Source organism: Pseudomonas sp. NUPR-001 (genome assembly GCF_052147955.1).
Lineage (GTDB): Bacteria > Pseudomonadota > Gammaproteobacteria > Pseudomonadales > Pseudomonadaceae > Aquipseudomonas.
Genome location: NZ_CP197353.1, coordinates 3,419,087 through 3,444,763, shown reverse-complemented (window position 1 = coordinate 3,444,763; position 25,677 = coordinate 3,419,087). Strand labels below are relative to the sequence as shown.

At 61.6% G+C, this 25,677-nt stretch carries 22 protein-coding genes; 11 read left to right on the top strand and 11 right to left on the bottom strand.

The window, feature by feature from the left end; genetic code table 11:
- Positions 1-2: 2 nt before the first annotated feature.
- Positions 3-3,053, bottom strand: coding sequence for a formate dehydrogenase-N subunit alpha (gene fdnG / locus ACP6KB_RS15330; RefSeq protein ID WP_442107871.1), 3,051 nt, complete (start codon positions 3,051-3,053; stop codon positions 3-5).
- A gap of 493 nt (positions 3,054-3,546) precedes the next feature.
- Between fdnG and ACP6KB_RS15325 the strand changes: the two genes are divergently transcribed.
- Complete coding sequence (locus ACP6KB_RS15325; protein ID WP_010227092.1) at positions 3,547-3,762, top strand: TOBE domain-containing protein; 216 nt, start codon at positions 3,547-3,549, stop codon at positions 3,760-3,762.
- Here the strand turns inward: ACP6KB_RS15325 and ACP6KB_RS15320 are convergent.
- The 4 genes from ACP6KB_RS15320 to ppnN form a co-directional block, all read right to left on the bottom strand.
- Positions 3,757-4,374 carry a helix-turn-helix transcriptional regulator gene (locus ACP6KB_RS15320; RefSeq protein ID WP_442107868.1) on the bottom strand — a complete coding sequence of 206 codons (618 nt, stop codon included), beginning with the start codon at positions 4,372-4,374 and terminating at the stop codon, positions 3,757-3,759. The two genes, ACP6KB_RS15325 and ACP6KB_RS15320, sit on opposite strands and share 6 nt — an antisense overlap.
- A 13-nt stretch (positions 4,375-4,387) precedes the next feature.
- A complete protein-coding gene (locus ACP6KB_RS15315) occupies positions 4,388-5,020 on the bottom strand; it encodes a hypothetical protein (protein WP_442107866.1) in 633 nt (210 codons plus the stop codon).
- A gap of 116 nt (positions 5,021-5,136) precedes the next feature.
- The gene (locus ACP6KB_RS15310) at positions 5,137-5,820 is read right to left on the bottom strand and encodes a TIGR04211 family SH3 domain-containing protein (protein ID WP_442107864.1); all 684 of its coding nucleotides are present in this window, start codon (positions 5,818-5,820) and stop codon (positions 5,137-5,139) included.
- A 189-nt stretch (positions 5,821-6,009) separates the two neighbouring features.
- On the bottom strand, positions 6,010-7,383 hold the full coding sequence (ppnN, locus tag ACP6KB_RS15305; RefSeq protein WP_442107862.1) for a nucleotide 5'-monophosphate nucleosidase PpnN: 1,374 nt from the start codon (positions 7,381-7,383) through the stop codon (positions 6,010-6,012).
- 332 nt (positions 7,384-7,715) lie between these two features.
- On the opposite strand from ppnN, the gene ACP6KB_RS15300 reads away from it, so the two are divergent.
- The 6 genes from ACP6KB_RS15300 (at position 7,716) to ACP6KB_RS15275 (ending at position 14,535) form a co-directional block, all read left to right on the top strand.
- Positions 7,716-9,179: a benzaldehyde dehydrogenase gene (locus ACP6KB_RS15300; protein WP_442107860.1), complete on the top strand. Its 1,464-nt coding sequence runs from the start codon at positions 7,716-7,718 to the stop codon at positions 9,177-9,179.
- Between the two features lie 19 nt (positions 9,180-9,198).
- Positions 9,199-10,323 carry an NAD(P)-dependent alcohol dehydrogenase gene (locus ACP6KB_RS15295; protein ID WP_442107858.1) on the top strand — a complete coding sequence of 375 codons (1,125 nt, stop codon included), beginning with the start codon at positions 9,199-9,201 and terminating at the stop codon, positions 10,321-10,323.
- A 69-nt stretch (positions 10,324-10,392) separates the two neighbouring features.
- Positions 10,393-11,283 (top strand): transporter, encoded by an 891-nt coding sequence (locus ACP6KB_RS15290; protein WP_442107856.1) that lies wholly within the window; start codon positions 10,393-10,395, stop codon positions 11,281-11,283.
- 50 nt (positions 11,284-11,333) lie between these two features.
- On the top strand, positions 11,334-13,139 hold the full coding sequence (locus ACP6KB_RS15285; RefSeq protein WP_442107854.1) for a sigma-54-dependent Fis family transcriptional regulator: 1,806 nt from the start codon (positions 11,334-11,336) through the stop codon (positions 13,137-13,139).
- Between the two features lie 260 nt (positions 13,140-13,399).
- Positions 13,400-13,702 (top strand): transposase, encoded by a 303-nt coding sequence (locus ACP6KB_RS15280; RefSeq protein WP_442107852.1) that lies wholly within the window; start codon positions 13,400-13,402, stop codon positions 13,700-13,702.
- The gene (locus ACP6KB_RS15275; RefSeq protein ID WP_442107850.1) at positions 13,699-14,535 is read left to right on the top strand and encodes an IS3 family transposase; all 837 of its coding nucleotides are present in this window, start codon (positions 13,699-13,701) and stop codon (positions 14,533-14,535) included. Before ACP6KB_RS15280 ends, ACP6KB_RS15275 begins: the two co-directional genes overlap by 4 nt.
- Positions 14,536-14,627: 92 nt before the next feature.
- Here the strand turns inward: ACP6KB_RS15275 and ampC are convergent, their stop codons facing one another.
- The 4 genes from ampC to ACP6KB_RS15255 form a co-directional block, all read right to left on the bottom strand.
- The gene (gene ampC, locus ACP6KB_RS15270; RefSeq protein ID WP_442114316.1) at positions 14,628-15,794 is read right to left on the bottom strand and encodes a class C beta-lactamase; all 1,167 of its coding nucleotides are present in this window, start codon (positions 15,792-15,794) and stop codon (positions 14,628-14,630) included.
- Positions 15,795-15,847: 53 nt separating this feature from the next.
- Positions 15,848-18,469, bottom strand: a complete 2,622-nt coding sequence (locus ACP6KB_RS15265; RefSeq protein WP_442107848.1) for a DUF4132 domain-containing protein — start codon at positions 18,467-18,469, stop codon at positions 15,848-15,850.
- A 3-nt stretch (positions 18,470-18,472) separates the two neighbouring features.
- The gene (locus ACP6KB_RS15260) at positions 18,473-18,847 is read right to left on the bottom strand and encodes a hypothetical protein (RefSeq protein ID WP_442107846.1); all 375 of its coding nucleotides are present in this window, start codon (positions 18,845-18,847) and stop codon (positions 18,473-18,475) included.
- An 81-nt stretch (positions 18,848-18,928) separates the two neighbouring features.
- Positions 18,929-19,741 carry an AraC family transcriptional regulator gene (locus tag ACP6KB_RS15255; RefSeq protein ID WP_442114315.1) on the bottom strand — a complete coding sequence of 271 codons (813 nt, stop codon included), beginning with the start codon at positions 19,739-19,741 and terminating at the stop codon, positions 18,929-18,931.
- Positions 19,742-19,820: 79 nt separating this feature from the next.
- Here ACP6KB_RS15255 and ACP6KB_RS15250 point away from each other — a divergent pair, with 79 nt between their 5' ends.
- Entirely contained in the window at positions 19,821-20,813 is a 993-nt protein-coding gene (locus ACP6KB_RS15250) for a bile acid:sodium symporter family protein (protein ID WP_442107844.1), read from the top strand.
- On the opposite strand, the gene ACP6KB_RS15245 is transcribed toward ACP6KB_RS15250, so the two are convergent.
- Positions 20,794-21,711: a bestrophin family protein gene (locus ACP6KB_RS15245; protein WP_442107842.1), complete on the bottom strand. Its 918-nt coding sequence runs from the start codon at positions 21,709-21,711 to the stop codon at positions 20,794-20,796. The genes ACP6KB_RS15250 and ACP6KB_RS15245 overlap by 20 nt on opposite strands.
- 126 nt (positions 21,712-21,837) lie before the next feature.
- On the opposite strand from ACP6KB_RS15245, the gene ACP6KB_RS15240 reads away from it, so the two are divergent.
- Positions 21,838-22,980: a DUF1624 domain-containing protein gene (locus tag ACP6KB_RS15240; protein WP_442107840.1), complete on the top strand. Its 1,143-nt coding sequence runs from the start codon at positions 21,838-21,840 to the stop codon at positions 22,978-22,980.
- A gap of 7 nt (positions 22,981-22,987) precedes the next feature.
- Here ACP6KB_RS15240 and ACP6KB_RS15235 read toward each other — a convergent pair whose 3' ends face one another.
- On the bottom strand, positions 22,988-23,716 hold the full coding sequence (locus tag ACP6KB_RS15235) for a DUF899 domain-containing protein (RefSeq protein WP_442107838.1): 729 nt from the start codon (positions 23,714-23,716) through the stop codon (positions 22,988-22,990).
- A 239-nt stretch (positions 23,717-23,955) separates the two neighbouring features.
- On the opposite strand from ACP6KB_RS15235, the gene ACP6KB_RS15230 reads away from it, so the two are divergent.
- A complete protein-coding gene (locus ACP6KB_RS15230; protein ID WP_442107836.1) occupies positions 23,956-24,606 on the top strand; it encodes a c-type cytochrome in 651 nt (216 codons plus the stop codon).
- Entirely contained in the window at positions 24,603-25,514 is a 912-nt protein-coding gene (locus tag ACP6KB_RS15225) for a c-type cytochrome (RefSeq protein ID WP_442107834.1), read from the top strand. The genes ACP6KB_RS15230 and ACP6KB_RS15225 overlap by 4 nt, the downstream gene beginning before the upstream one ends.
- The last annotated feature ends 163 nt before the right edge of the window (positions 25,515-25,677 follow it).

Sequence of the window (25,677 nt, the reverse complement as noted above, 5' to 3'; positions counted from 1 at the left end):
CCTCAGACCTTTTCAATGTTCACGAGAAACGCCTTGTACTCCGGCGTCTGGGTGTTCGAGTCGCCAACGCCTGGAGTCAGGGTGTTGGCCAGGAAACCCTTGCGGGTAGCACCCTCGAAACCCCAGTGGCATGGGATACCGATGGTGTCGACCTGTTGGCCGGCAACGGTCAGTCGGCGGATGCGTTTGGTTACCACCGCTTTGGCCTTGATGTAGCCGCGCTGGGTGCTGACCTTGACGGTGTCGCCCTGAACAATGCCTTTTTCACCGGCGAGTTTTTCGCCGATCTCGATGAACTGCTCAGGCTGGATGATGGCGTTCAGGCGCGCGTGCTTGGTCCAGTGGCGGAACAACTCGGTGATCGAGTAGGTGGTGGCCACGTACGGGAAGTCTTCGCGTTTGCCCATGCGTTTACGGTCGCTTTCGTACACCCTTGCAGTCGGGCTGTAGGTGACTTGCGGGTGCAACGGGTTGCTCGCCAACGGGCTTTCGGTCGGTTCGTAGTGCTCAGGGAACGGGCCATCGTTCAGGGCACCGACCGAGAACAGTCGACCCAGACCTTCAGGCAGCATGATGAACGGATTGACCTTGCCACCAGGTGCTGCGGTCACGGCGAAGTCGGGAACGTCCACGCCGCTCCAGCGCTGGCCATCCCAACCAATCAACTGGCGCTTCGGATCCCAGGGTTTGCCTTGCGGGTCGGCCGAGGCGCGGTTGTAGAGAATGCGTCGGTTCTGCGGCCAGGCCCAGGCCCAGCCCGGTGTGCAGCCCAGGCCACTGTCGGCGTTGTCACGGCGGGCCATCTGGTTGCCTTGCTCGGTCCAGGAACCGGCGAAGATCCAGTTGAAGCACTGGGTGCTGCCGTCATCGCGCAGTTGCGAGAAGTCGTTGAGCAACTGGCCTTTGCGCAAGATCAAGTTGCCCTGTTCGTCATGCAGGTCGGCCAGGGCGCGGCCGTTGGACTCCTTGGCCACTTCTTCGGGTTTCGGGTCGTACGGGTCGGCATAGTCCCAGGCCATGTTGAGAATCGGCGCTGGGTTGGCGCCGCCTTCCTGCTGGTACAGCTCACGAATCTTCATGAACAGATGGCCGAGAATCTTGCCATCGTGCCAGGCCTCGCCCGGCGGTGCGGCGCCAGCCCAGTGCCACTGCAGCCAGCGTCCGGAGTTGACGATCGAGCCGTCTTCCTCGGCAAAACACGAGGAGGGCAGGCGGAACACCTCGGTCTGGATTGCGGCGGTGTCGACATCGTGCTGTTCGCCGTGGTTTTGCCAGAAACTCGACGTCTCGGTGGCCAACGGGTCGATGATCACCAGGAACTTGAGTTTGGCCAAGGCGGCCTGTGCTTTGTTCTTGTCCGGGAACGCCGCCACCGGGTTGAAGCCCTGGGCGATATAACCGTTGACCTTGCCCTCGTACATGCGGTTGCTGTAGTTGAGCACGTCATAGCTGTCGTCCCACTTCGGCAGCCAGTCAAAACCCCAGTCGTTGTCGGCAGTGGCCTTGTCGCCCCACAAGCTTTTCATCAGGCTGATGAAGAACTTAGGGGTGTGCTTGTAGTAGTTGACCTGATCTTCCAGCAGCGCCGTCGGCGTGGTCTGCTTGAGGTAGGTGGCCAGGCTGGTCTGCTCGTCGGAGGGCAGGTTCATGTAGCCGGGCAGGCGCAGCGACAGCAAGCCCAGGTCGGTGTAGCCCTGGATATTGGAGTGACCGCGCAGGGCGTTGACACCACCGCCAGCCATGCCGATGTTGCCGAGCAGCAGCTGGATCATGCCGGAGCCGCGGATCATCTGCGCGCCGTTGGTGTGGTGGGTCCAGCCCAGGGCGTACAGGAAGGTCGCGGTACGATCCGGCACGCAGGTGCTGGCGAGGATCTCGCAGATCTGCAGGAAGTCTTCTTGCGGCGTGCCGCAGATGTTGTTGACCACCTCAGGGGTATAGCGGCTGACATGCGCCTTGAGCAGGTTCCACACGCAGCGTGGATGACTCAGGCTCAGGTCGCGCTTGGCGTAGCCTTTTTCGTCCAGCTCATAGGTCCAGGTACTGCGGTCGTAGCTGCGTTTTTTCGCGTCATAGCCGCTGAACAAGCCGTCGTCGAAGTGGTAATCCTCACGCACGATCAGGCTGGCGTTGGTGTAGTGGCGCACGTACTCGTGCTGGACCTTGTCGTGGCTGATCAGGTAGTTGACCACGCCCATCAGGAAGGTCACGTCGGAACCGGCGCGGATCGGCGAGTAGATATCGGCAACGGCGGCGCTGCGGTTGAAGCGCGGGTCGACGACGATGACCTTGGCGCCATTGCGGATCTTCGCCTCGATCACCCATTTGAAGCCCACCGGGTGCGCTTCGGCCGGGTTGCCGCCCATGATCAGCACGACGTTGGCGTTCTTGATGTCGACCCAGTTGTTGGTCATTGCGCCGCGGCCGAAGGTCGGCGCCAGCGCCGAAACGGTCGGGGCGTGGCAGACGCGGGCCTGGCTGTCGGTACCGAGAATGCCCAGGGCACGGGTGAAGCGCTGGTCGAGCGAACCGGTTTCACTGCTGGCCGCCGAAGAGCACAGCATGCCAGTGCTCAGCCAGCGGTTGACGGTGGTGCCCTTGGCGTTCCTCTCGATGAAGTTGGCGTCGCGGTCGTCTTTCATCAGGCGCGCGATACGCTCGATTGCGTGGTCCCAGCTGATGCGCTGCCAGGTGTTCGAACCCGGCGCGCGGTACTCGGGGAACAGCAGGCGCTGTTCGCTGTGCACGTAGTCCACCAGGCCCGCGCCTTTCGGGCACAACGAGCCACGGCTGACCGGATGATCGGGGTCGCCTTCGATATGGAAGATTCGCGCTTTGGCGTTTTTCGCGCCGTCACCGAGGCTGTACATGAGAATGCCGCAACCGACCGAGCAGTAGGTGCAGTTGTTGCGGGTTTCCTTGGCGCGCAACAGCTTGTACTGGCGTGACTGCGTGGCCTGGGCCATGCCGGGGGCAAAACCCAGGGTCGCGCAGGTGGCGGTGGCGACACCGGCGGTACATAGCTTGAAGAACTGGCGTCGGCCAAGTCCCATGGTTATCTCCTTATTCTATTGGCTGCACACAGCAGCGGGCATAGCAATGCCCGGCAACAGGGCGTCGCAAGCGCAGTGGGCTGGGGATGAGGTCACGATTGGTTGCAGGCCCTGTCTGGTGCAGGGCTTGGGTAACGCGGATGAACAGTAGTGTATTCCCGCATTAAAAGTAGGACTAATCAAGGGTGTTGATGGCGCTATCGAGCGGCTCTATCAACAGCGGTAAGTCCCGTTCTAGACGGCCTGCCAACGCGCGGCGGGTGGCGGGTCATAGACTAAAGTAGGGGCGGCGGTGCGGCGATCCGACTTGCCCCGCGATAGTGGTGTGTCAGGTGTATCGGATCGCGGGGCAAGCCCGCTCCTACAGGTAATCTCGTATATCTCTAAATGTTCTATAAAAATTAATAATTATTCTTTTTGGTTTTTTGCGTAAGCGTGCACTCTGCACCTCAAGCACTGCGCCGCAGTGCACCCCGGAACGAGGAAGCAGAACATGACCATCAAGGCGATCAACGTACGCAATCAGTTCAAGGGCACGGTCAAGGAGATCATTGAAGGGCCAGTGGTCTCGGAAATCGATGTGCAGACTTCGGCAGGTATCGTCACTTCGGTGATCACCACCCGCTCGGTGCATGAGCTGGAGTTGCGGGTGGGCAGTGAGGTGATTGCCTTCGTCAAATCCACCGAGGTGTCGATCGCCAAGTTATGAGCCGTTGTGCGTGAGTTCGAAGCGACACACATGGCCACCACGCAGCATGCATTCCAGGTGCGCTACCGTCCCTCCACCCAGGCTGCCGATCAGCGCCAGGTCGAGCTCACAGACTTCAGGGTGAGCTTCGGCCAGCTGATGAAACACACAGTTGTGGGCGACGATCTGCGCCGGTGCACCGGAGCGAAAGAACACTTCCGATTCATAACCCACGTCCTTCATGTGCGCGGCGATCTGCTGTTCGTCGAGCCGCTCCGTGCTCAGGTCTGCCGCCATTTTCTCGCCCAGTGTGCGCATCAGCATGACCAACGCGTCATGGCCGATCAGGCTGGCCACTTCATCGATCAGTGAGTTGGCCAGCAGGTGATAGTGCCGGGGAAACAGCTCGTGGCCAGCCGCACTGAGCCGGTACAGCTGCTCGGGGCGTCGGCCGGTGGCGCGCAGCTCGCCACGCACCACCAGGCCATCACCCTGCAGCGCCGCCAGATGCTGGCGCACCGCCGTACGGGTGACGGCCAACTGACTGGCCAGCTCTTCGATGCTCATGCCGGCAGCCTTGTACAGCAGGGCGCAAAGCAGGTCCTGTTGCGTACGTCCCAAACCTTCGAACATCGGCAAGCCTCGCTCAGAATTTGTCGGGGAACTGCTTGACCAGCGCCGCAGTCAGGGCATCGGCGAGGCTGAGAATATGCTCGCGCATGTGTTTCCAGGTACTGGCTTCTGCCGTGTAGTCATTTTTCCCCAGTTCGTCGATTTGGGCGATATGGTGGCCGCCGTGAGCGGCGAGCAGGGTATTGAGCGTCGCTTCAGGCAGATAGGGATTGGCCTTGGCCAGGAACGCGGCCAGGGCTTTGGCGTTGCTGGTCAGTTCGCTGACAGCGGCCTGCTTACCTGAGGCCGATTGACTGACGCTGGCATCGCTGTAGTGCTTGACTGCTCCCCAATGCCCGGCCAGCAGTTTCAACAACTGGTCGGCGGCCGCCTGGCCGTAGAGCGGGGCGATGCTGTTGGCAATGGCGGTGGCGTTACTGACCACCTCCTGGCTGGCCACCTCGGCGGCCTGACGATTGCCGACCTGATTGGCAATGGCGTAGTTACGGATCCAGAAAATATGTTCAACCCACAGGTCGCGAAGGGCCAGGCGGGTAGTCAGTGCCGCAGACTCGGCTTGGGGAGGGGCGGTTTGAGCGGCGGGGCTCAAAGTGGGAAGGGCACACAAGGCTGCAAGTAGCAGCACAACCGGCAATCTGATCTTCATGGCAGTACCCTCAACGGGTGAAGTGGCCTACAAGATCAATTACAGCATATAAATATGCCGTTAATGGCTCAGGCGCCGAACGGTCGTGGTTGCGGCGCCTTGAATGTGGGTGGGATTCAGAACCAGCGGTCGTTACGTTTGCGCCCACGGCTTAGGGCCGGAAGGATCAAGCCCGCGAGCAAGCCGGCACCGGCGATGCCGCCGCCGTAGACCATGTAGCGCATCAGCACCTGCTTGTTCTCATCGCCCAGACGCGCCTGGGTGCTGCGCAGCTCCGACTGGGTGTCGCTCAACTCGGCGCTGAGCGCTTTGTTGCGGGCTTCCAGTTCATCGATCAGGGTTTTGCGCGAGTCCATGGTCTCTTGCATGCCCTGCACGCGGGCCTTCCAGCCGTCGTCGATGGTCTTCAGTTGCTGGCTCAGTTCGCTGACCTGCTCGGTCAATTGCGGCAGGCGTTCGGCCTGGCCGGGAACCGACTGCAGGTCGCTGGTGGTGATCCAGACGATGTCGCCCGACTCGCCACGCACCTGGCTGAAGTTACCCTGGGTGTCGAGCAGGGTGACTTTCTGGCCCGACTTGAGGTTGCCGACGATGCGGTGGCCGTTGGTGGGCCCGCTGCGTACGTAGGTGGTCAGGCTGTCACTGACCCAACGCTCGGCGCTCGGGGCTTCTTCGGCCTGGGCCGGGCCGCTCAGGGCGATCAAGGCAGCGACCACGCCAAGGGCGAGTCTGTTGCGCGGGCGCAGTAAAGGGGTGGAATCAGCAACAGGCGCCGTAGCAACAGAACGAGAGATAGGCATGATGGTCTTCGCGTGGAGTAAAAATAAAAGCCCGATGACTGGGCCGATGAACACAGGCGTGCACGCAGCCGCCAGCAGAAAGACCATTATTCTGTAGGCAGGTTCACTGGGGTAGGCAGGAAAATGGCAGCAAATGTTGCGGGCACACGCAGTGCCCGCACGCTGGGGGGAGGTGAAATCAGGGCTGAATCAGCTCACCACCCGGTAGCAAGGAACGTATTCAGCGCCGCCGGGCAGCTTCATACGGTGCTGAGCCACGAAGGCTTCCAACAGCTTGCCCAGGGGTTGCGTCACCGCGGCATCGCCATGGATTTCGTACGGGCCTTTTTCTTCGATCAGGCGGATACCCTTGTCCTTGACGTTGCCGGCGACGATGCCGGAGAACGCGCGGCGCAGGTTGGCCGCCAGTTCATGGGCGGGCAAGTCACGGCTCAGTTGCAGGCTGGCCATGTTTTCGTGGGTCGGGTCGAAGGGGCGCTGGAAGCTTTCTTCGATCTTCAATAGCCAGTTGAAATGGAACGCGTCGTTGCGCTCGCGACGGAACTGTTTGACCTCTTTGAGCCCTTCGACCATTTGTCGGGCCACTTCGGCCGGGTTGTCGATAATGATCTGGTAATAGTTGCCGGCCTCGGCACCGAGGGTGGCCTGCACGAAGGCGTTGAGTTGCTGCAGGTACGGTTCGGCGCTTTTCGGCCCGGTGAGGATGACCGGGAACGGCAGCTCGCGGTTGTCCGGGTGCATGAGGATGCCGAGCAGGTACAGAAACTCTTCGGCAGTACCGGCGCCGCCGGGGAAGATGATGATGCCGTGGCCGACCCGCACGAACGCTTCAAGACGCTTTTCGATGTCCGGCAGGATCACCAGTTCGTTGACAATCGGGTTCGGCGCTTCGGCGGCAATGATGCCCGGCTCGGTCAGGCCCAGGTAGCGGCTGCTGCTCATGCGCTGCTTGGCATGGGCAATGGTCGCGCCTTTCATCGGGCCTTTCATTACGCCGGGGCCGCAACCGGTGCAGACGTCCAGTTTGCGCAGGCCAAGCTCGTGGCCAACCTTCTTGGTGTACTGGTATTCCTCGGTGCTGATCGAGTGACCGCCCCAGCACACCACCATTTTCGGCTCGACGCCCGGACGCAAGGTGCGGGCGTTGCGCAGCAGGTGGAACACGTAGTCGGTGATGCCCTGGGAACTTTCCAGGTCGATGCGCTGGCTGGCCAGTTCGCTCTCGGTGTAGACGATGTCGCGCAGGGCGCTGAAGAGCATTTCGCGGGTGCTGGCAATCATCTCGCCATCGACGAAGGCATCGGCCGGTGCATTGAGCAGTTCCAGGCGTACGCCGCGATCTTGTTGGTGAATGCGCACCTCGAAGTCTTTGTAGGCTTCGAGAATGGTTTTGGCGTTATCGACATGTGCGCCGGTGTTGAGAATCGCCAGTGCGCACTGGCGGAACAAGGTGTACAGGCTGCCGGATCCGGCTTCACTCAGTTGCTGTACTTCACGTTGAGACAGTGTTTCCAGGCTGCCTTTGGGGCTGACAGATGCATTGATAACTTCACGTTGAGGCATTCTGGGTTTCCTGTGAGCGGGTAAACGTCCATCTTCTGTACACCACCATACCGACAAATTGCTGCAGCAACGAGTGCCTTGTCGTTGTGCTGCGCTGGAAGCTGCATTCGACCGTTCAGAATGTGAACGGTGGTGCACGCCGCAGTCCAGAAACTGAACGCTGCGATGGCCGCAATCGCAGCGTCTTTCCCCCTCTAAACCGGGCTCTGCAGGCCATCCGTCGCTGCTGGCACGGCATCTGCTAAAGACATTGCAACAGTGTCGAGCAGGTCATGGTGCCGTGGTGCCTTTGACCTTGCGATCCAGTTGAAACACACAAGAAGGAATATGCAATGAGTAACGCTTTTTTGCCTGCGAGCCTCTGGGATCAACGTTTTTTCACCGGTAGCTGGGAGACCGGGCCGTTGCCCGCCAGCGCCGTGATCGAGCCTGCCACCGGCGAGACGCTTGGCCGTGTTGCCAATGCGGATGCCGCGCAGATTGCCCGATCTGCCCACTCGGCCAAAAGTGCCCAGGCCGCCTGGTTCGCCCAGCCTTATGAGGAACGTGCCGCCGTGTTTCGCCGCGCGGCGCAACTGGGCCATGAGCACTTCGATGACATCGTCCAGTGGCTGGTCCGCGAGAGCGGCTCGACCCGGGCCAAGGCGGCGTTCGAGACTTCGATCACCCTCAAGGCCTTGCATGAAAGCGCGGCCCTGCCATCGCGCAGCCAGGGCGAGGTACTGCCATCGACCCCCGGTCGCCTGAGCCTGGCGCGCCGTCGACCGCTGGGGGTGATTGGGATCATTTCGCCATTCAACTTCCCGCTGTACCTGGCCATGCGTGCCGTGGCACCAGCGCTGGCGGTCGGTAATGGCGTAGTGCTCAAGCCTGACCCGCGCACCGCGGTGTGTGGTGGCTTTGTGATTGCCCGTCTGTTTGAGTTGGCCGGTCTGCCGACAGGGCTGCTGCATGTACTGCCAGGCGGCGCCGAAGCCGGTGCGGCGCTGACCAGCGATGGCAACGTGGCGATGATCCAGTTCACCGGCTCGACCGGCGCCGGGCGCAAAGTTGGCGAAGCGGCCGGGCGCCATTTGAAAAAGGTCTCGCTGGAGCTGGGCGGCAAGAACTCGCTGATCGTGCTCGATGACGCCGACCTCGATCTGGCCGTGGCCAACGCCACCTGGGGCGTGTACCTGCACCAGGGGCAGATCTGCATGTCGACCGGCCGCTTGCTGGTACAACGGGGCATCTACGAACAGTTTCTCGCCCGCCTGGCCAGCAAGGCCAAGAGCCTCACTGTCGGTAACCCGGCCACCGCCGAGGTGCACCTGGGACCGTTGATCAACGCTCAACAGCGCGACCATGCCTACCGCGTGGTGCAAGCCGCCCAACAGGCCGGCGCGACGCTGGAAGCCGGTGGCAGTTTTGATGGGCTGTTCTTCCAGGCAACGGTGCTGGGTGGCGTGACCCGCGATAACCCCGCTTTCAATGAGGAAATTTTCGGCCCGGTGGCGGTGGTGGTGCCGTTTGACACCGATGAAGAGGCCGTTGCCCTGGCCAATGACACCGAGTACGGCCTGTCGGCGGCGGTGCTTTCGCAAGACGTCGGGCGCGCGTTGAAGCTGGGCGAGCAACTGCGCGTCGGGCTGCTGCACATCAACGATCAGACGGTCAACGACGAGGTTATCAACCCGTTTGGCGGTGTTGGCGCTTCTGGCAATGGCACCAGCATTGGTGGCGCTGCCAACCACGAAGAATTCACCCAATGGCAGTGGCTGACGGTCAAAGGCGACGCCCCTGCCTACCCCCTGTAAACGCCGGAGATAATAATAAATGGCTGAACAAGCGTTCTACACAATTACTGCTGCCGTGACCCGGGCCAAGGGCGCGCCTTTCGTGCTGGAATCGGCCCGCATCCGTCATCCCAAGGGTGATGAGGTGCTGGTGCGCATCGTCGCTACCGGGATGTGCCATACCGACATGATCGTCCGCGACCAGTATTACCCGGTGCCGTTGCCTGCGGTATTGGGCCACGAAGGCTCGGGGGTGGTCGAGGCGGTGGGACCGTTGGTTCAGGGCCTGGCCGTGGGCGACCACGTGGTGCTGACGTATGGCTACTGCGGCCATTGCCCGTCCTGCGGCAGTGGCCAGACGGCCTATTGCCAGGAGTTTTTCGGCCGCAACTTCAGTGGTGCCGACCCACAGGGGCAGTGCGCCATCGAAGACGCTGACGGTGAACGCCTGCACGATCACTTCTTCGCGCAGTCGTCCTTCGCTACCTATGCCCTGGGGCGTGAAAACAACACCGTCAAAGTGCCCGTCGAGGCACCGTTGGAGCTGCTCGGGCCGTTGGGGTGCGGTATCCAGACCGGGGCGGGTGCGGTGATCAACTCCCTCAAGGTCAGCCCGGCCAGCAGCTTTGCCTCATTTGGTGCCGGTGCGGTGGGCTTGAGCGCGGTACTGGCGGCGCAGGTGGCGGGCGCGACCACCATCATCGCGGTAGACGTCGTGCCCTCGCGCCTGGAACTGGCCAAGTCGCTGGGTGCCACGCATGTGATCAACAGCAAAGACGTCGACCCGGTGGCGGCCATCCGCGAAATCACCGGCGGTGGGGTGAAGTTCGCGCTGGAGTCCACCGGCAGGCCAGCAGTGCTTCGCCAGGCCGTGGATGCCCTGGGGCTGCGCGGTAGCCTGGGTGTGGTCGGCGCCCCGGCGCTGGGCACCACTGCCGAGTTCGACGTCAATGACCTGTTGCTGGGCGGCAAGACCATCCGTGGCATCGTCGAAGGCGACAGCGTGCCGCAGACGTTCATTCCGCAACTGGTCGAGCTGTACCTGCAAGGTCGCTTCGCCTTCGACAAGCTGGTCAAGTTCTACGACTTCGACCAGATCAACCAGGCCGCCGAAGACAGCGAAAAAGGCATCACCCTGAAGCCGATCATCCGTATCGGTCGCTGAAACACCTGCGGGGTGTGTTCAGCACCCCGCAGCGCTTTCCTCTAATAACAACAATCTGGAACCTCTACTGTGCCCACTCATTCCCGCTCCATGCTGGGGCTGCTTGCTTGCAGCCTGATTTCCGCCAAAGCGCTGGCGGTAGACGTCAACGCCGGGGACTACACAGCCCTGCCTGCCGGCACCCAGGTCGCCGCCTGGTACCAGCAATACAGCCGTTCAGAGCGCTTCAACGCTGATGGCGCGGCCGACAGCCGGCACGACACCGGCCTCAAATCCACTATCAGCATCGTGCGTCTGATCCATTTCATGGAGGTTGCCGGCATCACCGTCGACCCGCAGATCCTGCTGCCATTCGGCCATGTCTACGATGCTCGTATCGCCGGCAACGCCCTGGGCAGTGCCAGCGGCATGGGCGATCCGATCGTCGGCGCGACGTTCTGGTTGGTCAATCAACCCAGTGCGGGGGCGAGCGGGCGCTACGTTGGCATCACGCCGTTGCTGACCCTGCCGTGGGGCCAGTACGACCGTCACGACACCCTCAACATCGGTGAAAATCGCTACAAGGGTGACCTGCAGCTGGGCTGGGTCGAGCCGTTGTGGGGGCGGTTCTCGCTGGAACTGTACGGCGATGTCGTGGTGTATGGCCATAACACTCAGGCTGGCACTGGCTCACAGACCCTCAAGCAAGACCCGACCTATCAGGTGCAGAGCAACCTGCGCTACGACTTCAATCCGGCCCAGCGCATCGCCCTGGGTGTCAGCAGCACGATGGGCGGCAAGCAATACCTGGACGGTGACTACCTGGGGCAGAAGACCGAAGTGCAGCAAGTCCGCTTCGAGGTCCAGCAGATGCTTGGGCGCTCGGTGCAGCTCAGCGCCCAGCTGACGCGTGATGTGCATGTGGTCGGCGGTTTTCAGGAGGACAGCGGCGTCAACCTGCGGGCTTTATTGCTATTTTGACCAGGATCGATACCCTGAACCTTTGCCCGACTCACGATAAAGGTGTCTCCATGGATGCCGGTGCTTTGCGTAATCAACAGCAACTGGTGCTGGCCCGCCAGCGTTTCATCGAAGGCGATCCTCTGCCTGAGGGGCTGTTGCCGGAACCGATCAGCCGCTCCTGGCGCCGCTCCCGCGACGCCGGGTTGATGCCAGGGCAGGCGTGCCTCGCAGCCCTTGAGCCCGAGCCTTGCGAACTGGGCGACAGCGATCGCCGCCTGGCGGACTGTGTGGCGCCCGAGATCGACCGCTTGTGGCGGCTGATCGGCGGGCCATCCTGGACCCTCTATTGCGTCAACATGCAGGGGGTGATCGTCTACGGTCGGCGGCCGCATAACTGCCCCAGCCCGTTGGACCAGTTGCATACCGGACGGCGCATCCATGAGAGCCGCTTTGGCACCACCGCTCCAGTCTGTGTGCTGGCCGATGGGCAACCGATCGTGCTGATTGGTACCCAGCATTACCTCACCGAATTCGAGCGCTTCTTTTGTGTCAGCGTGCCATTGCATGGGCTCAATGGTGAACTGATCGGCGCGCTGGACTTCACCGGGATCGGTGAGCGTCAGGCCAGCTCTGTAATGGAGCAACTCACTTACGCGGCGATGGCGGCGGAGAATCGCCTGTACGCCGACCTCAGCGATTGTCAGATCCTTTCCTTGCAGCATGACCCGCGCCAGCTCGACACGCCGTTGCAGGGTTTGCTGGCAGTCGACGCGGCCGGGCATATCCAGGCCGCCAACCGCGTGGCGCAAAGCCTGTTGGGCCTGACCCGCGAGCGCCGCGTCGGCGAGCGTCTGGAAGGCTTGCTTGGCGAACGTCCGGCCAGCCCATCGTCACCCGCACCGCAGTTGCTGACCCTGGCCGATGGCTCACAACTGTACGCGCAACTGCTTAGCCCGCAGCCTCGCCTCAGCCGTACGGTCAGTGTGCCAACTGAGGCGGCGCCACTGGGCGCTGATGGGCAATTGAACCAACGCTTTGAGGCGGCGTGCAAAGCCTTTGCCGCCGGGGTCCCGGTGTTGTTGCAAGGTGCGACCGGTACCGGCAAGGAAGTGTTTGCCCGTGCCCTGCATGAGCGCTGGAAGCCGCAAGCGCCGTTCCTCGCCATCAACTGCTCGGCGATTCCGGAAAGCCTGATCGAAGCCGAGTTGTTCGGTTACAGCGAAGGCACCTTTACCGGCGCGCGCAAGGGTGGTGCCAAAGGCCAGCTAGAAGCCGCCAATGGTGGCACGCTGCTGCTTGATGAAATTGGCGACATGCCCCTGGCCCTGCAAACGCGCTTGCTGCGCGTGTTGCAGGAGCGTCGGCTGACGCGCCTGGGGGCAACCAGCAGTATCGCCCTGGATGTGCGGGTGATCAGCGCTACCCATTGCGATCTGAAGCAGTTGATTGCCACCAGGGCCTTTCGCGAAGACCTGTATTACCGGCTCAGTGGCCTGGAAGTGCGCTTGCCTACGCTTGGTCAGCGCAAGGATCTGGACCTGCTGATCGACCGCCTGGCGCAACGTTATGCCAGCCCGCCACTGCACCCGCAGACGCGGCGCTTGCTGCACAGCCGCGACTGGCCGGGCAACATTCGTCAACTCGAACAGGCATTGCGCCTTGCCGCTGCATTGGCGCAAGGCGAACCGTGGGTAATGCCGGAGCACCTGGGGTGTGATGAGCAGGGTAGCGAACCGCGTACAGGGCGTTTGCAGGAGGCGATGCTCAACACCATTCAAATGGCGCTGGACGCCAATGGCGGCAACGTGACGGCTACGGCCAGCCAGCTGGGAATCTCCCGGACGACGCTCTACAAGAAGCTGCGCGAGGGCTGACAGGCCACGCGTCCCTCCTGGTAGGAGCGGGCTTGCCCCGCGATAGCGATCATTCAGTCACATCGCATCGCGGGGCAAGCCGCTCCCACTGCTGCAGTGCAGTGAGAATTGCATGGGCCACCTAAACCACCGCTTGAGCCGCTCTTGAAGTGGAATTCCCCGCAGGCGGCCCTCCGGTAGGAGCGGGCTTGAACTGGCCTAATGATCCTGGACACCTCAATCGGGCGCTATGATGGCGCCCAAACCTGAGGTGTTTGGATATGCGTAATTCTTACTCGAGTGACTTCAAGCTACAGGCGGCCAGCATGGTGCTGGACGAAGGCCAATCAGTTCCACAGGTCTGTGCCAGTTTAGGCATTGGCCCTACAGCGTTGCGTCGTTGGGTCGATCAACTGCGCCAGGAGCGTCAAGGCTTAACCCCTGTGGGTGCCAAGGCAATAACGGCAGACCAGCAGGAAATCCAACGGCTCAAAGCCCTGCTCAAGCAGAAAGACCGGGATATCGAAATCCTAAAAAAGGCCAGCGCTCTCCTGCTTTTGGACGCCAAAGATCACTCGCGTTGATCGATGAGCTGGGTGAGCAATACGGCGTTAATGAGTGTTGTCGGGTGCTTGGGGTCAGCCGCAGCAGTTTCTACTGCTGGCGCCAGCGTAAGGACCGGCGTTACCCCGGACGGGAAAAACTCAAGGCCCAGTTGATCAGACATCATCGTGAGTCGAGAGGGGCGGCAGGTTCGCGCACCTTGGCCAAGATGCTGCAAGCCAGTGGACACCCAGTCGGCCGCTTCAAGGCGCGCCGCCTGATGCAAGAAGCTGGGATCAGCAGCCGTCAACGCAGACGCCACAAATACAAATCTTCAGGCGTTGAAGCCCTGACCGCACCGCACGAGCTCAAACGGCAATTCGATGTGCGGGCGACAAATGAGGTCTGGTGCGGAGATGTAACGTACATCAAGGCTGGTAAGCGCTGGCTGTACTTCGCGGCTGTCTTGGACTTGTTTGCACGGCGGATTGTCGGCTGGTCGTTCTCGATGATCTCGGATGCTGAACTGACCTGCGCGGCCTTACGCATGGCAACCGAGCTGCGCGGACGCCCCAAGGGTGTGCTATTTCACTCTGACCAAGGCTGTCAGTACACCAGCCACAAGTTCAGAAATGAGCTGCGCGAGCATGGGCACCGGCAGAGCATGAGCCGTAAAGGCGAGTGCTGGGACAACGCCCCGATGGAGCGGTTTTTTGGAAGCCTGAAATCTGAGTGGGTACCCGAAGATGGCTACGACTCGGAGCATGAGGCCCGAATGGATGTGCAGCGCTTTATCACCCGCTACAACACCACTAGGCCTCACAGCTACAACGGATACCGGTCGCCGGTCGAGGCAGAGAAGCTGGCGGCGTAAACCTTAACGGGTGTCCAGGATTACTTGACCAGTTCAGCTTGCCCCGCGATGGCGATCATTCAGTCACATCGCATCGCGGGGCAAGCCCGCTCCTACCGCTCCAGCTCAGTGAGAATCGCATGAGCCACTTTCACCCGTTCGGCATTCGGATAATTCTTGTTGGCCAGCAGCACGATACCGATGCCTTTGGACGGCACGAACAACACGTAAGCGCCAAAGCCACCGGTTGATCCGGTCTTGTTCAGCAACCTATCGGCTTGCCGCGGCTGCGCAGGCTTGAACCACGTCACCCGATGAGGATCGAGGGTCATCGACGTGGAATTCCCCGCCAGCAACTGATCCAGCGAAGCAGGGTAGCGGTACTGTTCCCAACCCAGCCCCTGGGTCATTTCACCAACGCGGTAATAGCCACGCTGGGTGGTGTCGATGGCTCGCTGCAACGGCTCGCTGAGGCTGCCCGGCTGCATGTTCACCTCAAGGTAGTGGAGCAAATCGGCAGCGGTGGTTTTCACCCCGTAGGCCTCTGCATCCAGTGGCCCCGGGCTGACCCGCACAGGTTTGTCATCCTTGTCGTAGCCTTGGGCGTAATGGTTCAGCTGTGCCGCAGGTACCTGCACGAAGGTGTGCTGAAGGCCCAGTTGCGGCAGCAGTTGCTGCTGCATCAACTCGCTAAACGGGGTGTTCTGGCTCCTGGCTGCGAGGTATCCGAACAAACCCAGGCTTGGGTTGGAGTACAAACGCTGGGTGCCGGGGGCGTAGTCGGGCTTCCACTGACGGTAGTAGGCCAGCAGGCTCGCCTCATCGGTGACAGCGTCAGGAAACTGCAAAGGCAAGCCCCCTGCGCTGTAAGTGCCAAGGTTGAGCAGGGTGATGCCATCGAAGGCGGTGCCTTTGAGCGCGGGCCAGTGTTTGCTGGCCGGATCGCTCAACGCCAGCGCGCCATTAGCCTGGGCAAGGGCGACAAGGGTTGCGGTGAAGGTTTTGCTCACCGAGCCGATCTCGAACAGGGTGTCATCGCTGACGGCCTGGCCGGTCTGCTTTGAGGCCAGCCCGTAGTTAAAATAATGGCGTTGGCCATTCACACTGACGGCAACCGCCATGCCGGGAATGTTCTGTTGCGCCATCAACGGCCGGACGTGTGCATTCACGGTGGACGCCAGACGGTCGTCGGGCAGGGGGCTGGCGAGGCTTTGAGTGCTGATGCAGGCAAGTGTTACAGCCGCCAGTAGCCCCGGTCTGATCCGGGTTCTGAAGCGCATCATCGGGTCAGGTTCCATATCAGTTGAAGGGCGTTCACGGGGTGGTCACCGGGTCACTGCAGCGCAAGTTGATCGGTGATGCTCGGGTCACTGATTTTGTCGTCGTCAATCAGCAGCAGCGCCTTGGACAGAATGATCGACAACAGCGCATCACCTTCGAACGGTAGGTACTCGGGTGTGGCTTGGGTACGTGCCTTGGCGTCAGGGACGATGCACAGGTACTGGTCATTCGGTTGCATCAGAATGTTGGCAGAGCCCAGGTGAATCTTGTAAGTGCGCAGCTTACCGGTGACTTCCAGAAAGCGCCCATGCAAGGCCCATTTGTTCTTCAGGCGGCTCATGCGTGGCAGCAGTTTTTCCAGTAACTGCTTACGGATCTGGGCACTGGCCCCCAGTTCAGGAAACGAATGCGCTTGCCAGTAATCCCGCAAGCGGCCCTCAGGCCCGCTGTCGATCCACTGTGGGTCGTTGGCCAGCGACGCCACGCCAACAAACAGATCGACATCACGCATCACTTCACTGAGCACCAGCGCCGGAACCTGCTCAAGCGGCAGCGCTGCGTCCTCTTCGGCATCACTGGCGTAGAAGCGCAGTTGGTCGCTGCTCAAGTGCAGGAAGGTACCGGTGTCATTGGAATCGACTCCATAATTATCGCCTACGCCATCGATCCAGAACTCGGCACGCAGGCCGTAGCTGGGTAACTCGCGGGTCGCCGGTGGGTAGTCGGCATCGACCATCAGGCGCAATGTGTTGCGCCAGCCACGGCCAATGGCCAGGGTATGGAACTGGTGCTGACGCAGGATGTGCGCGGCGAAACGGTTGGAATAGGTGGCGGTTTGGCGCTCGGCCTCGGTCAGCAGGTACACCTCACGGTGTGCTTGCTTGAACGGCTGGGTGATCTGCAAGGATTCGATGCGCTCACGCCAGGCAAGGATTTCTTCCGTTGTGCGGCCGATGGGATGCCAGAGGCTGACTTCAGCCGTGCTGGAAAAATTCACGCGGTGACCATCGACGGTGTGCAGGCCGCCGTCGATGAACATGACCGCAAGCGATTGCTCGCCTTCCCGGATACTCCAGATCAAGCGCCGAGCCAGGGTGCCGACCAGCGGATGGTCGAGGTAGCGTTGCTGCCATTGCTCCAGTGGCCAGTGTTTTTCCAGCAGGAACAGGGTATCGAGGCGTGCCGCCTGGGCGGTCAACATGACACTGATGTCTTTGGCCGCCGCTTGCAGCTCCTTGAGGGTTTCATTGCAGTCGGCCTTGACTTGGGCCGGCAGCGACTTCCGTGGCGTGCCGTCGGCGTCAAACCAGTTCAAGGACACCGTTTTGCCCTCTACACGCAGCTCGGCTAGGTACGCGCCGTCGGCCAAGGTTTCGCGGCGCAGGCCAACCTGCTCAAGGCCGTAGCTGGGTACGCTGAGTTCTTCGATCTGGTCGCGTGGAAGTGCGAGCGCTTCGGCGGCCGTGCTGAAGGCTTTTTCCAGCTCTTTCTGGGCGCTGGAAAGCTTTACCCGGGCCTTGAGCAGGGCCAGTTGCCCCACCGCTTCGGTCGTGGCAATCGATGACAAGGCATACACCGCCGCGTTGCCGACTTTCGGCGCCCGGGCACCGATGCCGCGGACTTTGCGGTAAGCGCTCAGGGTTACCCGGGTGAGTGCGCGAATCAGCTCGCTGTCGGCCAGCAGCGGGGTCATCCACAACAGGCCACGCAGGATGATGGCATTGCCTTCACTCATGCGGGCGCGATCATCGACACTGTTCCAGCGGTCGAACAGTAGTGAGCCTGCTCGCCCGCGATCGACCTCTGCGAACCAGCGCAGCAGCGCGGCCCGCAGTGGCACTTCACCGATATTGTCGAGCACAAGCCGGGCGTGTTTCAGCCATTTCGCCGAAGGCCGCGTTGCGCTCGCGGTACTGGCCTGGCGGAGCAGGGCCAGCCAGTGTTTGCTGTGCGCGGCGGGCATTGCGTCGATGTCGTTGATTGCCAACTGGGCCCAGTATTCGCAGGGCACCAACAGTTGCCAGGTGCCGTCGCCCAACAGTGGGTCGAGCAGGCCGATCAAGTGCTCGCCGAAACTGCCGTGCTTTAATGAACCGCAGTACAGGTCGGCGTCTGAGCACTGGCTGCGCAACAGCCGCAGGAGCGCAAGCAACCCTTCAGGCAGTGCCAGCGGTTGCCGGGCAATGGCCCAGTTGACCACGCCGAGTGTCGGTAACACGTGGTAATAGCCGAAGCGGTAGCTGGTGATCCACCGCAATACCGGCACGGCCACCTGCTCAAGCACACCCTCGGTTTGCAGCAACAGGCTGACCAGCGTCGGCATGACCCCTTCGTCGAAACTACGGGCGAACTCATACTTGAGGCTGGCGCGGCTCAAGCCACTGTCGTAGGCCACCATCCGTTCGATCAGTGCCAGCACCAGCCGTACCCGTTGCTGTTGCTGTTGCTCGGCCACTGCCCGAATGGCGGGCAGTGCGGCCAGCGACCGGGCCAGCGTTTGCGGTTGAGGGTCAAGGCTTTGCAACTGCGGTAGCAGTGTGCTGATCAATTGGTGTTCGGCGCGCAGCTCACTGCTGCTCAGCAGCGGATAGCCGTCCGGGCCGATGTATTCGACGGCGCCGAGCTCGGTTTGCGGGATGTCGTTGATCAACGCCTGCAGTTGTTCCAGCGCCATGCCTCAGCCTCCTACCAGCGGGGTCAATTTGATGAAGCTGGCGACGCTGTCGTGGCGAATGCTCAATACCTCATCGAGCTGCTCGGCCTGATGCTCATCCAGCAACACAACAAAGCCGTTGCGTTCGAACGCCTGGCAGGCAATCTCGGCCTGTTGGCGCCAGTCCACCGCTTTTTGCTCAATGGCCTGCGGGCGGGTGGGTACTACCAGCGGTTGCCGCGGGGAGCTGCCCCGACCTTGCTCATGCAGGAGGACTTCCTGGTGGACCCGCTCGCGGATCAACTGGCGCACCGTGATGCTGGCGCTGGGAAACTGCAGGGTGAAGGCGTCATAGGTTTCGCCCGAAACAGATTCGTCGCGTACGGTCAGTGTTGCCATGGAAACTCCTTTTTCTGGCAGGCAGCAGGTCAGGTGGGGCGAGGATAGCAGGCCGGGCGTCGAATTTAGAAACGACACGGATTACGAAACAATGCGCTCGCGCGCACGAAAGAACGCCCCCGGTGGCGCGCCGAACTGCTTGCCGAAGGCGGCAATGAAGGCCGACAGCGAATCGTAGCCACAGGCCAGGGCAACGTCGGTGACCCGCTCACCACGCTCCAGTGCCGGTAGCGCGTTGAGCAAGCGCATGCGCTGACGCCAGAGCCGGAAGCTCAAACCGGTTTCGCGCTGAAACAGGCGGCTCAGGGTGCGTTCCGATACCCCAGTGTGTAGCGCCCATTCGCCCAGGCTGGTGCTGGCATCAGGTTGGGCCTGCAGGTGACTACACAGATCACGCAGTCGGCTGTCCTGCGGCAGCGGCAGCATCAAGGGTTGTTCGGTGGCCATTGCCAACTGATCGAGCAGCACCTGCACCAGACGACCGTCGGCACCTTGCAGGTCGTAGTGCACCGGGAGTTCGCTGAAGGTGCGGATCAGCTCACGTAGCAGCGGGTTGATGGCGATGACCCGGCACTCAGTGTTCGACCAGTTGGCCGGGGCATGTTGCAGGTACAGGCTGCGCAGGCAGGTTTCGCCGGGGCAGCTGACGCGGTGCGGGACCTGCGCCGGCACCCACACTGCGCGTTGGGGCGGCACCAGGTAAAAGCCGTGGTCGGTGTGCACCTGCAGCACGCCATCGATGGCATACGACAACTGCCCCCAGGGATGCGCGTGCCGGTAATCAAGGACGATGTTGGGCAGGCTCTGCAGTTGGCCGTAGACCGGGCGTGGCAGTTCGCTCAGCTGTTCGAGCAGGTGCGGCTCGGGCGCGCTGGTTTGTCCGTTTGGCGACACTGGCGGGGTACCGGCGTTAGTGAGCAAGGGACAAAGACCTTATCGTCTGGCGCGCCACCATAACATGTCAGGATTGACCATGAAGTACCTGCGGATGCTGTTCGACAATTTCACCCTGGCCCTGTTCGGGGTCATCCTTGTGGCCACGCTGTTGCCCTGTGAGGGCAGTGCAGCAGTGCTGTTTGGCGGGTTGACCAACCTGGCCATCGGCCTGCTGTTCTTTCTGCACGGGGCCAAACTGTCGCGCGAAGCGGTGGCCGCCGGGGCCGGGCATTGGCGCCTGCACCTGCTGGTGTTCGCCTGTACCTTCGTGATGTTTCCGTTGCTGGGCATGGCGCTCAAGCCACTGGTGTTGCCGCTGGTGGGGGACGAGCTGTACCTGGGTGTGCTGTATCTATGCGCGTTGCCAGCGACGGTGCAATCAGCCATTGCCTTCACTTCGCTCGCCCGTGGCAACGTGCCCGCGGCGATCTGCAGTGCTGCGGCGTCGAGCCTGCTGGGTATTGTGCTGACGCCGGTACTGGTGGTGCTGTTGATGGGCGTGGAGGGTGATACCGGCTCCAGCCTTGAGGCGGTCATGAAGATTGTTCTGCAATTGTTGCTGCCGTTTGTTGCCGGGCAGTTGGCGCGCCGCTGGATCGGCAACTGGGTGGCGCGTAACGCGCGTTGGCTCAAGGTGGTTGATCAGGGCTCGATTCTGCTGGTGGTCTACACCGCATTCAGCGACGCGGTGGTCAGCGGTTTGTGGCATTCGGTGGCGCCGTCGCGCCTGGCCGGGCTGGTGCTGGTGTGTTGCTTGTTGCTGGCATTGGTGCTGTGGTGCACCGGTGCGTTGGGGCGTTGGCTGGGGTTCAACCTGGAAGACCGCATCACCATTCTGTTTGCCGGCTCGAAAAAGAGCATGGCCACCGGCGTGCCGATGGCGCAGGTGCTGTTTGTCGGTGGCGGCATCGGCGCGATGATTCTGCCGTTGATGATCTTCCATCAGATTCAACTGATGGTCTGTGCGGTGTTGGCGCAGCGTTACGCTGCGCGCGATGACGCGTTGGCGCTCAGAGCAGAACGCCCTTGACCGGTTGCAGGGGCGCTGGCGCGGTTTCGCCCGCGAGTTCGCGTACTGCAATTTCCAGGTTGCGGCACATGGCGTCCAGGGCCAGGTCGTTGGGCTGAGTGTCGAACGGGTCGGCGATCTGGTCGCCCAGGGCATCCAGGCCAAAGAAGGTGTAAGCCAGCACACAGACGGCAAACGGGGTGAACCAGCCAATGCTGTCGACCAGGCAGAACGGCAGCAAGAAGCAGTAGACGTGGACGATGCGGTGCAGCATCAGGATGTAGGGGTAGGGGATCGGGGTGTTCTTGATCCGTTCACACCCGCCCAGTACGTAAGACATCCGGCTCAGTTGCTGATCAAGGTTGGCCTGCAGCACTTCACCACCCCCGGCTTCGCGCGCCTGGGCCATCAAGCGCTGGCCGAGGATTCCCAGCAGGCGGCTGGCCGGCGCACCGCTGCTGGCGATCAGGGTGCGGGTCGGGCCATCGAGCAGACGCTGCAGGTCGGCACTCGGCGGCGTTCCACGCAACTGATCGCGCAGCACATAGGCAAAGGCAATCAGTGTATCGAACAGGCCGCGGCGCTGGACCGCCTCAAGGTTGGGCAACAGGCTCAGGGTCTGGCGGGTGAGGTTGCGGCTGACGATCAGCAACTCGCCCCACAACGTGCGCGCTTCCCAGAAACGCTGGTAGGCCACGGTGTTGCGAAAGCCGAGGAAGATCGCCAGGGTCAGGCCCCAGAGGGTAAAGGGCGTGGCGGTGAGGATGACCTTGTATTCGAACAGGGTGCCGTGAGTAGCAACCACGGCGGAGCTGATCAGTACGGTGTACAGCACTTTGCGCCATATCACTGGAATGATCGAGCCCTTGAGCGAGAACAACAGGACGCGGATGGAGGGTTTTTGCGGCTGGATGATCATCAAGGCAAACCTTGTACAGAAGCGCGAGAACGTGCGCGCATTACTGTAGGGCAAAGCTTTGCCGGGATACAGCTCGGTGATGATGAGGTGTTACATTATATCGTTATCATTTGCCGTGAGCCGTTCATGTCCCCTCCATCCTCCCGCTTGCAATCGATCGATGCCCTACGAGGCCTGGTGATGCTGTTCATGTTGCTCGACCATGTGCGCGAAACCTTTTACTTGCACCGTCAGGTCGGTGACCCGATGGATGCCACGAGTGTGCCGCCCGAGCTGTTTTTTACCCGCTTGCTCAGTGCCTTGTGCGCGCCGGTGTTCATCTTTCTGACCGGGCTTTCTGCCTGGCTGTACAGCCAGAAGCACACTCGGCGCGACACCTCGCTGTTTCTGCTCAAACGCGGCCTGTTTTTGGTGTTGTTGGAACTGACCCTGGTCAACCTGGCCTGGAACGGTACGCTGTTGCCGCCAACCCTGTGGCTGCAGGTGATCTGGTGCATCGGGATCTGCATGATCGTGCTGGCGGCGGCCCTGCATCTGCCGCGTGGCCTGCTGCTGGGCTTCGGCGCGTTGATCGTCGCTGGCCATAACCTGCTGGATCCCTGGGTACTCAGCGCTGACTCCCCATGGTTTACACCGTGGGCGATCCTGCATCAGCGTGATTTCATCGAGCTGGGTGGCGGCATCCGCGCGCGTACCACCTACCCGGTATTGCCGTGGATTGGCGTCATTCTATTGGGCTGGAGCGCGGGGCCGTGGTTTGCCCAGGGCGTGCCGACGGTGCGCCGGTCAAGGCTACTCATGCGTTGGGGGGGTGGCCTGTTACTGGCGTTCGTTGGCGTGCGCTATCTGAACGTGTATGGCGAGTTGCCGTGGGTGGCTACAGGTGACGCCCTGCGCACGACCATGAGCTTTCTCAGCGCCCGCAAATACCCGCCGTCGCTGATGTTCCTGCTGCCCACCCTTGGCCTGTGTCTATTGCTGCTGGCACTGCTGGAACGCTACCAGCGCCGCGTCTGGGTGCCACTGCTGGCGTTGTTCGGGGCAGCGCCGATGTTCTTCTACTTGCTGCACCTGTACGTGCTCAAGGCGCTGTACCTGATCGCCGTCGCGCTGTGGGGGCTGAATCAGGGCGCTTATTTCGGTTTCGATCAGGTCAGCGGTGTGTGGCTGTGCAGTCTGGTGCTGGCCTTGGTCTTGTATTACCCGACGCGCTGGTTCGCGGCCTTGAAACAGCGGCGCCGGGATGTTGCCTGGCTCAAGTATTTCTGAGCCCGGTTCACTCGTGGCAGCAGTGGGGCTGGTCGGCGCTGGCCCCCTCGTAGCGGTCGTGATGACGCACCCAGTCCATCGTGCCTTCTTCATTGCGTCCCTTGGGCATCAGGTCGAGGAAGTTATAGGCGCCGACCAGAATGTCCAAACCACGGGCATAGCTTGAGTATGTGTGGAACAGGGTGCCGTCGGTATCGCGATAGAACACGCTCAAGCCGGGCAACTCGGTTTCATTGCCCGAGTAGGGTTCGTAGTTGTACTGGCTGTTGCCGTCGTCGCTGACACTGACGCCGAACTCCCGATTGAAGGTGCTGCCGTGCGACGACACCCACGGGAAGCGCCAGCCCATACGTTGTTTGAAGCCCTGAAACTGGGCAAACGGCGCCCGCGATACGGCCACCAGTGAAACGTCGTGGTGGGCCAGGTGCAGGTTGGCACCGTCGAAGTGGTCGGCGAGGAACGAACAGCCGCCGCAGCCTTCACTCCAGCCCTCGTCGAACATGAAGTGGTAGATCAGCAGTTGACTGTGTGCGCCAAACAGATCGGCCAGGCTCAATTGCCCCTGAGGGCCTTCGAAGCGGTAGGGCTGCTCGATGCGTACCCACGGCAATGCGCGGCGCGCCCGGCTGAGCTCATCGCGTTGATGGGTCAGGGCTTTCTCATGCAAGAGCAACTGTCGGCGCGCGCTGAGCCATTCGCTGCGGGAAACCACTTGCGGGTTGCGGTAGTTGTCCATGGTGACGCTCCGGTGGGGGGATGTATGGATGGTCGTCCGCAGCGGGGGTGTTTCGACAGCGGGGCCTGAATAAGCGCATTTGCCTGATGAGCGGTGGTGGCGGTGCTCACGAATCGATTCAGCTGGCCATTAGCCATTTGAACATCAGCATCAACGTTGTTGCGGGCGCCAGATAGGCCTACTATTCATAGGCTTATGAAAAATAAGCCTAAGCTTATAACAAAAGAATGGAGTCCGTGATGATCCCACTGGATCGAATCCTGATAAGTAGCCTGCTGCTGTTTTCCGTCTCCGCGGCCCACGCCACAGACGGCCAGAAAGTCTTCAGCCAAGGCGGCCAGAATCCTGCGGCGATGGCCTGCCTGGGCTGTCATGGTGTGGATGGCAAAGGCATGGCGGCTGCGGGCTTTCCGCGCCTGGCCGGCTTGCCGGCGGCGTACCTGAGCAAGCAACTGCACGATTTTCGTAACGGCAGTCGCAAGAATCCGATCATGGAACCGCTGGCCAAGGCCCTCAGTGATGAGGAAATCCAGGCGGTGACCACCACCCTGGCAGCGATGCCCAGCGACGCGGTAGCCGACACTCGTAGGCAGCAGATGGCAAGCGACGCCACGCAGAAACTGGCCTTGTACGGTGACTGGAACCGCAAAATTCCGGGCTGTGTGCAATGTCATGGCCCGGGTGGTGTGGGGGTTGGCGAGCATTTCCCGCCGCTGGCTCATCAGCCCGCAGCCTATCTGGTGGCGCAGCTCAATGCCTGGCGCGATGGCAGTCGCAGCAACGACCCGAACCAGTTGATGGTGGGGGTGGCCAAGGCCATGAACGATGAGGAAATCAAGGCCGTGGCCGATTACTTTGCCAGCGCCGCCAGCCAGGAGGTGAAACCATGAAAGCATTGATGTTCGCTGCCCTGGCGTTGGCCCTGGGGACTGCGCACGCCGCGCCGATCGCCATGGAAGACCAGTCGCAACTCAAAGTCCCCGCGGCGGGCAGCGCTCCGGCGTTTACCCCGCCCGCAGAAAGTGAGTTGCCCGACAACGCCTTTGGCAAGATGGTCCGTCAGGGGCATGCCCTGTTCGTCGACACCAAGCGCCTGATGCCTGACAAGGTGGGTAATGGCCTCAATTGCAGCAACTGCCACCTGGACCAGGGGCGCCTGGGCCACTCGGCGCCGCTGTGGGGCGCGTACCCGATGTACCCGGCTTACCGTAAGAAAAACGACAAGGTCAACACCTTCGCCGAGCGCATACAGGGCTGCTTCCAGTTCAGCATGAACGGTACTCCGCCAGCGGCCGACAGCCCGGAAATGACTGCGCTCTCGGTGTATGCCTACTGGCTGGCGAGCAAGGCGCCGATCGGCGTCGAGACGCCGGGCCGGGGCTATCCCGAGGTCGCGCAGCCGGCCCAGGGCTATGACTTCAAACGCGGCGAGCAGGTGTATCAGCAGCAGTGTGCGATCTGCCACGGGGCAGAAGGTCAGGGGCAGAAAGTCGCTCAGGACTATGTGATGCCACCGCTGTGGGGTAAAGACTCGTACAACTGGGGCGCGGGCATGCACCGGATCAACACGGCGGCCTCGTTCATCAAGTACAACATGCCGCTGGGCAAGCCTGGATCGCTGAGCGATCAAGAGGCCTGGGATGTCGCGGCCTTCATCAACCGCCACGAACGGCCGCAGGATCCGCGCCTGGTCGAGGGCTCAATCGAGAAAACCCGGTTGAAGTTCCATGCCAATGACGGGGTCAACCTGTACGGACAGACGGTAGACGGTGTACTGATCGGTAAAGGAGTGTTGTAACGCCTGTTTTTGCTGGCGTCCCCGTGATTTCACAAGAAATAGCACAATGAAATCACGGGGCGATATTTACGATCGGCGGGAACTATCTACACTAGGATTTCTCTATGATGGCATCGGCCAGTCGGTGGGGGCATTGTAAGGTGGCCGCTGCCTGATTAGACTG